Origin of the sequence: Candidatus Protofrankia californiensis, from assembly GCF_900634765.1 — a bacterium.
Classification (GTDB): Bacteria; Actinomycetota; Actinomycetes; order Frankiales; family Frankiaceae; genus Protofrankia; species Protofrankia californiensis.
On record NZ_CAAAFT010000333.1, the window covers coordinates 16233 to 24891 of the forward strand.

General features: G+C 66.9%; 6 protein-coding genes and 1 pseudogene. All 7 read right to left on the minus strand.

The window, feature by feature from the left end; all coding sequences use genetic code 11:
- On the minus strand, nt 1-911 hold a 911-nt coding region (locus DD1DGNOD_RS17440; protein ID WP_283234720.1), incomplete at its 3' end, for a nitrogenase component 1.
- 24 nt (nt 912-935) lie between these two features.
- Nucleotides 936-2459 carry a nitrogenase molybdenum-iron protein subunit beta gene (nifK, locus tag DD1DGNOD_RS17445; RefSeq protein ID WP_131767519.1) on the minus strand — a complete coding sequence of 508 codons (1524 nt, stop codon included), beginning with the start codon at nt 2457-2459 and terminating at the stop codon, nt 936-938.
- Between the two features lie 49 nt (nt 2460-2508).
- On the minus strand, nt 2509-3960 hold the full coding sequence (nifD, locus tag DD1DGNOD_RS17450; RefSeq protein WP_131767520.1) for a nitrogenase molybdenum-iron protein alpha chain: 1452 nt from the start codon (nt 3958-3960) through the stop codon (nt 2509-2511).
- Between the two features lie 32 nt (nt 3961-3992).
- Nucleotides 3993-4865 carry a nitrogenase iron protein gene (gene nifH / locus DD1DGNOD_RS17455; protein ID WP_131767521.1) on the minus strand — a complete coding sequence of 291 codons (873 nt, stop codon included), beginning with the start codon at nt 4863-4865 and terminating at the stop codon, nt 3993-3995.
- Nucleotides 4866-4979: 114 nt separating this feature from the next.
- A complete protein-coding gene (nifV, locus tag DD1DGNOD_RS17460; RefSeq protein WP_131767522.1) occupies nt 4980-6131 on the minus strand; it encodes a homocitrate synthase in 1152 nt (383 codons plus the stop codon).
- A gap of 715 nt (nt 6132-6846) precedes the next feature.
- Nucleotides 6847-7881: a 2-oxoacid:ferredoxin oxidoreductase subunit beta gene (locus DD1DGNOD_RS17465; protein WP_131767523.1), complete on the minus strand. Its 1035-nt coding sequence runs from the start codon at nt 7879-7881 to the stop codon at nt 6847-6849.
- A pseudogene (locus DD1DGNOD_RS17470) lies at nt 7874-8659 on the minus strand (2-oxoacid:acceptor oxidoreductase subunit alpha); the annotation flags it as partial. The pseudogene DD1DGNOD_RS17470 and the gene DD1DGNOD_RS17465, both read right to left, overlap by 8 nt.

The following is an 8659-nucleotide window of genomic DNA, read 5'->3' on the forward strand; positions in this document are numbered from 1 at the left end:
GTGGCGATGAGCTCCTCGGCCCGCCAGGAGAGCTCCTTGTCGTCGAGGAGGCGGGCAAAACCGCGCAGGGTGTCGCGCATCGCGCGGATGCCGTAGAAGCTGCCCTCGAACCAGGGGATGCCGTAGCGGTCCTGAAGCCCCCGGGCCAGCGAGAGCAGCGCCCGCGAGCAGACGACCATCGTCGCCTTGGCGCGGTGGGCGGCGGCGACGTCGGCGTACCGGGCGTCGCCGCTGATGCTCGCCAGCACCCGGATGCCGAGTTTCGCCAGCACCGGGGTGACGTCCCACAACTCGCCGGCGATGTTGTACTCGCCGACCAGGTTCACGTCGTACGGCGTGGTGAACGCCGGTTCCACCGTACCGATCACGTGTTCGAGCAGAGCCTGGCCGGCGAGGCGGTTACCGAAGTTCTTGCTGCCGGCGAATCCCGGCGAGTTCACCGGGACCACCGGTATGCCGGTCGCGGTCGCCGCCGCCGCGCACACCGCGTCGAAATCGTCGCCGATCATCGCAGTGACGCAGGTGGAGTACACGAAGACCGCGGGCGGGTGGTGGCGGCGAGCGGCCTCGACGATCGTGTCGTAGAGACGCTGCTCGCCGCCGAACACCACGTCCTGCTCACCGAGGTCGGTGGAGAAACCCCGGCGGTAGAGCGTAGGGCCCGAGGAGAGGCTGCCCCGACCGTCCCACGAGTTGCCGGCACAGGCGATCGGGCCGTGCACCACGTGGGCGACGTCGGCTATCGGAACCAGAGTGATCATCGCGCCGTCGAACGCGCAGCCGCCGGCGGTACCTCCCGGCTTCGGCCGGGAGCAACCCGTCTTGCGGGCCTTGGGGTCCTTGGCACGGTTGTGGTCACACGCCGGCTCGTCGAAGAGCGCAGCGGCGTCGATCTTCGTCAGGGCAGCCATTTTCACCTCAGCGGACGATGTCGGTCAGCGGACGATGTCGAAGCTGTGGTCGGGCGCGTTGCGGTCGACCTCGTCGAGGATCGAGTTGACCAGCTGGGTGAGCAGGTGCAGCCCCCCGGCGTAGCCGTAGATCGGGAAGCGGTGCAGGTGGTGCCGGTCGAAGATCGGGAAACCGGCGCGGAACAGCTGCACGTTCGCCTCGCGGGCGAGGTGCTTGAGGTGCGTCGGGCCGACGATCAGGTCGACCGGCTCGGTGAACACCAGGGAGCGCAGGTGCCACGCGTCCTTGCCCGGCCACACCGTCGCCTTCGCCCCGAACGGGCTGGCGGCGAGGATCCCCTTGGCCCGCTCCGCCCACGTCGCGTCGCCGTTGCTGCTGACGACGTGGATCGGCTCCATGCCCATCTCCAGCAGGAATCCCAGCATCCCGTTGACGAAGTCCGGGTCGCCGGCGATCGCCACCCGCTTGCCGTGCAGGTAGGCATGCGAGTCGGTCATCGCGTCGAGCAGCCGGCCGCGCTCCGCGGTGATCTCGTCCGGCACCTCGACCCCGGCCACCCGGGCGACCTCGGTGACGAAGGTGTCGGTGTTGGCGATGCCGATCGGCGGGTTGAGCAGCACCGCCTCGCCGGCCCAGCCGTTCACGATCTCCTTGGTCCGCTTGGAACCGAGGGCCTGCAGGAACACCGTCGCGTCGGCGTTGATGGAGTCCCCGGCCACGGCGAGCGGGGTCCCGCCCGGGTACATGTGGTACTCGCCGGTCGCCGGGGAGTCGAGGCTGTCGCTGTGGTCACCGAGCACGACGTGCTTGATGCCCAGCAGGGTCAGCAGCCGCTTGATCTCCCGGATGTTGCCGACGTAGGGGTCGAAGCCCGGCACGATGTTGATCGTGCCGTTGGACGTGCTCTTCTTGCCCTCGGTCAGGTAGGACAGGATCCCGCGCAGCATGTTGTCGTAGCCCAGCACGTGCGAGCCGACGAAGCTCGGGGTGTGGGCGTAAGGGACCGGGATGTCCTCGGTGATCGCGCCCTTGGTACGGGCGCTGGCGATGAAGTTCTGCAGGTCGTCACCGATCACCTCGGCCATACAGGTGGTCGACACCGCCACCATGTCCGGCTTGTACAGGTGCACGGAGGTGCCGAGGGCCTCGATGAGGTTACTGAGCCCACCGAAGACCGCCGAGTCCTCGGTCATCGACGAGGACACCGTCGGTACCGGTTCCTTGAAGTGCCGCGAGAGGTGACCGCGGAAGTACGAGGTGCACCCCTGCGAACCGTGCACCAGCGGCAGGGTCCCGGCGAAACCGAGGGCCGCGAGCACCGCGCCCAGGGGCTGGCACGCCCGCAGCGGGTTGACCGTGAGATGCTGCCGGGCGAAGTTCTTCTCCCGGTACTCCCAGCTCCGGGTCCATTCGGCGACCCGGGCGACCTCCTCCGGCGCGGAACCGCCCTCGAACTGCTTCTTGCGTTCGCGCTGCTCCTGGTATTCAGGGCTGTTGAACAGTGTGTTGTGGTCTCGCACCGTAAGTGCGTCTGGACTGGTGGACACCAGCAATCCTCCGGTTCACAGGCGAAAGAACGCGTCTTTCGCGGGAAAATCAGCCCTTTTTGGCACTCGCCCACGGAGCGTCGAACAGGTTCCATGTCGGACTGTTCACGGCGCTGTCCATGTCCCGGGCGAAAATGGCGAAGCCGTCGACGCCGTGGTACGGACCGGAGTAGTCCCATGAATGCATCTGACGGAACGGTGTCCGCATCTTGTGCGAGACGTACTTCTCCTTGATGCCGGCACCGATCAGGTCGGGCTTGAGCCGGCGGGCGAACTCTTCCATCTCGTAGGCGGTCGGGTCGTCGTAGACCACGATGCCCTGCTTGAGTTCGGGGTAGCTGCGGGTGTAGTCGTCCTTGTGCCCGAACTCGTAACCGGTACCGATGACCTCCATGCCGAGGTCCTCGTAGGCGCCGACGGTGTGGCGCGGGCGCAGGCCGCCGACGGCGAGCATGACGGTCTTGCCCTCGAGCCGGTGCCGGTAGGTCTCGTGGACCTTGTCGAAGAAGGCCTGGTAGCTCGCGATGGCGGCCTCGGTCTTCTCCTTGATGGTGTCGTCGAAGAACTCGGCGATCTTACGCATCGACTCCACGATCTTCGTGGGGCCGAAGAAGTTGAACTCCATCCACGGGGTGCCGTACCGCTCCTCCATCGTGGTGGCGATGTAGTTCATGGAGCGGTAGCAGTGCAGCACGTTGAGCTTGGCCAGGTGGGCCGTGGCCATCTCGTTGACGGTGCCGTCACCGGACCACTGGGCGATGACCCGCAGACCCATGTCCTCGAGGATCTTCCGCGAGGCCCAGGCGTCGCCCCCGATGTTGTAGTCACCGAGCAGCGTGATGTCGTACGGGGTCTGCTCGGGTAGCTCCCGGCTGCCCAGCATGTGGTCGCGGATGGCGTCGTTGGCGATGTGGTGGCCCAGCGACTGGCTGATACCGCGGAAGCCCTCGCACTTCACCGGGACGACCGGCAGGCCCAGCCGCTTGGTCCCCTCGTTGGAGACCGCGTCGATGTCATCACCGATCAGACCGATCGGGCACTCGGACTGGACGGAGACACCCTTGGCCAGCGGGAAGACCTCCACCAGCTCGTCCAGGATCGCGGCGAGCTTCTTGTCGCCACCGAAGACGATGTCCTTCTCCTGGAAATCGCTGGTGATCTGCATGACGGTGAAGTTGTCGATACCGAGCTGCCCGTTGGCGTAGTTACGCCGGGTGCCCCAGGTGTACTGGCCGCATCCGACCGGGCCGTGGCTGATGGAGATGAGGTCCTTGATGGGACCCCACACCACACCCTTGGAGCCGGCGTAGGCGCAACCGCGCATCGTCATGATCCCGGGGCGGGACTTGACGTTGCTCTTGACCTCGCATTCCTTTCCCCCGGACTGGTCATTGGGCTTGACATGCTTGTGACGGTCCTTCTCGACCTTGGGAGGATAGGCCGACAGAACATCGTCGATCATCGCCTGCGTCTCGGCAGACGTTGTCACGGGTGGAGTCATGACAGACCTTTCTGGTACGCGGGGGCGAGCGATCACGCGCCGACGGTGGAGGCGGCCTTCTGACCGACGATCGTCTCGTCCTCCTGCTCCATGATCCCGAAGTCGATCAGGAGCTCCTCGAGCTCGTCCATGCTGATCGGGGTGGGGATGGTCTTCATGTCGTTCTCTTCGATCTTGCGTGCGAGCTCGCGGTACTCGTTGGCCTGGTCCGCCTCGGGCGAGTACTCGATGACCGTCATACGGCGGAGCTCGGCGTGCTGGACGATGTTGTCACGCGGAACGAAGTGGATCATCTGGGTGTTCAGGCGCCGCGCGAGCTCTATGATGAGCTCGTCCTCACGGTCGGTCTGACGGCTGTTGCAGATCAGCCCACCGAGGCGGACACCACCGCTGTGGGCGTACTTGAGGATGCCTCGGGCAATGTTGTTCGCCGCGTACATGGCCATCATCTCACCGGAGGTGACGATGTAGATCTCCTGGGCCTTGCCCTGGCGGATCGGCATGGCGAAACCACCGCACACGACGTCACCGAGGACGTCGTAGGTGACGAAGTCGAGGTCCTCGTAGGCGCCGTTCTCCTCCAGGAAGGTGATGGCGGTGATGACGCCTCGGCCGGCGCAGCCGACACCCGGCTCGGGACCACCCGACTCGACACACCGGATGTTCCATGCGCCCTCGAGCAGAACCTCTTCCAGCTCGAGGTCCTCCACCGAGCCCTTCTCGGCCGCCTTCTCGATGACGGTGTGCTGGGCCTTGGAGTGCAGGATGAGACGGGTCGAGTCCGCCTTCGGGTCGCAACCGACGATCATGACCCGGTTGCCACGCTCAGCCAGTGCGGCCATCGTGTTCTGCTGAGTGGTGGACTTACCAATACCACCCTTGCCGTAGAACGCGAGCTGCCTCATGAGTGTGTGCTCCTCACCGCACGCCCAAGCGTGCGTCACTGTGGAAGAACCGGTGTTGGTTCAGGAACTGCTGCTTGCTCAGGAACTGGTGTCTGTTGCGGTACTGCTGTTTGTTCAGGTGCTGGCGCCGGCGGCCCAGCTGGCTGCCGCAAGCTCGTAGAGGTCACGGACCTCGCTCGAGCGCAACGGCCGTTTGAGCATTGAGGCGTGCGATCGCAGACCCTCCAGGACGGGTCCGAGAACGCCCTCGTCGGCGTCGATACCGTGCTCACGCAGGGCGTATCGCAGCGACGCCCGCCCCGCGTGTTTGCCCACGACCAGGCGGCGTCGCGCGCCGACTTCGGCGGGGTCGAAGGGCTCGTAGATCCTCGGAGCCTTCAGCACCCCGTCCACATGGATACCGGACTCGTGGATGAACGCCGACTCCCCGACGATCGCCTTTCCAGCGGGCACCGGACGGCCTGCCGCGCGCGAGACCAGGTCGGCCAGCGCGCGAAACGACGTGGTGTCCAGGTCGACCCTGAATCCGAGGAGATGGCGAAGCGCCATCGCCACCTCCTCCAGGGGCGCGTTACCGGCCCGTTCACCAAGCCCGGCGACCGTCGTGCTGACGAAACCGAAACCGGCCCGGACCGCCGCGAGCGTGTTGGCGGTGGCCAGCCCGAAGTCGTCATGGGCGTGGATCTCCCAGTTGGCGGGCGATGCCGCCACCAGCCGGGACATCCGCTCGTACGCCCCGGACGGCTCGAGGAGCCCGACGGTGTCCGCCCAGCGCAGGCGGTCGACACCGGCCCTGGACAGTTCGCCGGCGAGCTCGATGACGAAGCCGTCGTCCGCCCGTGAGGCGTCCTCGAACCCGACCCCGACCGCCAGCCCCCGGTCGAGGGCGTCGGCGACGCAGTCGTGGATCTGGCCGCGTGCCCACGCCCGGTCACGACCGAGCTTGTACTGAAGGTGCAGGTCGGACACGGGGATGCTGATGTGGACCCGCCGGATGCCGGATGCTGCCGCCGCGTCGACGTCGGACCGGACGGCCCGGCACCAGGCGACGACCTCCGCCCGCAGACCCGCGGACGCCATACGGCCCAGGACCTCGCGTTCGGACGGGCCCATGGCCGGCACACCCGCCTCGATCTGCTGTACTCCCACCTGATCGAGAGCGGACGCGATGGCAAGCTTCTCCTCGGCGGTGAAGGCAACGCCCGGGGCCTGCTCACCGTCGCGCAAGGTGGTGTCACAGAACCCGATCACGATGTCGTGCTCCACATCATGCGTGCCCTCCGTCGGTTGCACCGAATAGGGAAGATGGCGCTGTGCCGTGCCACTGCCGGCCAGGTGCCCGGTGCCAGGCCCGCGATCCGCGATCCGCGATCCGCCGGCCGGCGCCCCGCGGGCCTCATCGTTGAAGCGCCGCGATTAGAAATGTCGCCCACCGTTGTTTCGGGCTCTTTAAGCGCCGTATCTTCCCAGTTACTTTTCCGGCCGATCCGCGATTCCGGGACGAATAGCAGAAGAGACCTGGGCCGGGTGGCCGAAAGAGGTGGGCCCAATGGTGCCAACGCCTGTAACCACCTGGATGTCGGCCGGTCGGCACCCTGCCTGGTGGCAATGTCCGACAACGTGCCTCACCAATTTTTTTTACCGCCGGGATCCGTTACCGAATACGGCGTCACAGCGGCTTGCGGGACGAACGCGCCGAGCCCGGTGACCAATTACCCGACCCATTGTTCAGATGGCCTGGAAATTCCGGCCCGTCGGCCCGGACGACTGGTCCGGAGTGTTCTTCACCGGCGATCGAGAAGTGTTCGCGGGAACGTCCGCAGACACCGCCTTCACCAGGCGTGCCAAAAACAACAAAGGCGTTCCCCGGTCGCTCGCGTCCGAAGGACGCCAACGACCGGGGAACGCCAGCAGGGCCGGAATCGGAAAATGCCCGGGAGCGCCGTCCGCCGAGAATCACACGGCCCGACGGATCAGCGGATCAGCGGATCGTCCAGGTGTTGCCCGTGTGCAGCAGTTCGGCGAGCAGTTTGTCGGGCGAGGCGTCCGCGCTGCCTGTGCGGGCGGAGGTGTTCTGCTCCTGGACCATCGCCTCGTAGGTGGGCCGGCTCACCCGGCGGAACACCCCGATCGGGGTGTTGCTCAGATCCTGGTCGGACAGCCGGGACAGGGTGAAGGCGTAGGCCGGGCCCCCCACCGTCTCGTCGTGCACGATGATCTCGCTGCGCGGGACGCTGGCGGTGTCGGCGACCTCAAGACCGAAGCCGCGCGGCTCGCGCACCACGCACTTCTCCCCCGACGCGCCGAAGGTGATCGGCTTGCCGTGCTCGAGGCGGACGAGGACGGAGTCGCGGCTGGCGGGGTCCTTCAGCACGTCGAACGCACCGTCGTTGAAGATGGCGCAGTTCTGGTAGATCTCGATGAAGGCGCTGCCCTCGTGCGCGGCGGCGGCACGCAGCACCGAGTGCAGGTGCTTGCGGTCGGAGTCGATCGTGCGGGCCACGAACGACGCCTCGGCGCCCAGCGCCAGCGCGATCGGGTTGAACGGGGTGTCCCTGGAGCCCACCGGCGTCGACTTGGTGACCTTGCCGAACTCCGAGGTCGGCGAGCACTGCCCCTTGGTCAACCCGTAGATACGGTTGTTGAACAACAGGATCTTGATGTTGACGTTGCGTCGCAATGCGTGGATCAGATGGTTACCGCCGATGGACAGCGCGTCGCCGTCACCGCTGACCACCCACACCGACAGGTCCGGGCGGCTGACCGCGAGACCGGTGGCGATCGCCGGCGCCCGGCCGTGGATCGAGTGCATCCCGTAGGTGTTGAGGTAGTACGGGAAGCGGGACGAACAACCGATGCCGGAGACGAACGTGATCTGCTCCCGCGGGATGCCCAGCTCCGGCATGAACGACTGGATGGCCGACAGGATCGCGAAGTCACCGCATCCCGGGCACCAGCGGACCTCCTGGTCCGACCTGAAGTCCTTGGCGGTGAGCTTGAGGGGGACCTCAGTCATTGCGTACGACCTCCTCCAGTACCGTCTCCAGCTCCGCCGAGGTGAACGGCTGGCCGTTGACCTTGTTGTAGGACACGGCGTCGACCAGATAGCGCTCGCGTATCACGTGGGCGAGCTGCCCGAGGTTCATCTCGGGGATGATGACGCGGTCGTAGCCTGCGAGCACCGTGCCGACGTTGCGCGGCAGCGGCGAGAGGTGACGCAGGTGCGCCTGGGCGATGGACACACCGCGTTCCCGCAGCTTGCGACAGGCCGCGCCGACCGGTCCGTAGGTGGAACCCCAGCCGAGCACCAGCACCCGGGCGTCCCCGGAGGGGTCCTCGACCTCCAAGTCGGGCACGTCGATGGCCTCGACCCGGGCGGCGCGCAGCCGCATCATCAGGTCGTGGTCGGCCGGGACGTAGGAGACCGCGCCGGTGCCGTCGGCCTTCTCCAAGCCGCCGACGCGGTGCTCCAGGCCGGGCGTGCCCGGCACCGCCCACGGGCGGGCCAGCGTGTGCGGGTCGTGCAGGTAGGGCAGAAACTTGCCGTCCGGCCCGTTGGGCTCGGTGGCGAACTCCACCCGCAGGTCGGGCAGGTCCGCCGGGTCCGGCAGCAGGAACGGCTCGGAGCCGTTGGCCAGGTAGCCGTCCGAAAGCAGGATGACCGGCATCCGGTAGGTCAGCGCGATGCGCGCCGCCTCCAACGCCGCGTAGAAGCAGTCCGCCGGCGAGCGGGCCGCGATCACCGCCAGCGGGGCCTCGCCGTGCCGGCCGAACAGGGCGATGTTCAGGTCGGA

Coding starts and splice junctions, on each gene's coding strand:
- DD1DGNOD_RS17465 (WP_131767523.1), bottom strand. CDS start 7,881: ATGACTGAGGTCCCCCTCAAGCTCACCGCCAAGGACTTCAGGTCGGAC.
- nifD (WP_131767520.1), bottom strand. CDS start 3,960: ATGACTCCACCCGTGACAACGTCTGCCGAGACGCAGGCGATGATCGAC.
- nifH (WP_131767521.1), bottom strand. CDS start 4,865: ATGAGGCAGCTCGCGTTCTACGGCAAGGGTGGTATTGGTAAGTCCACC.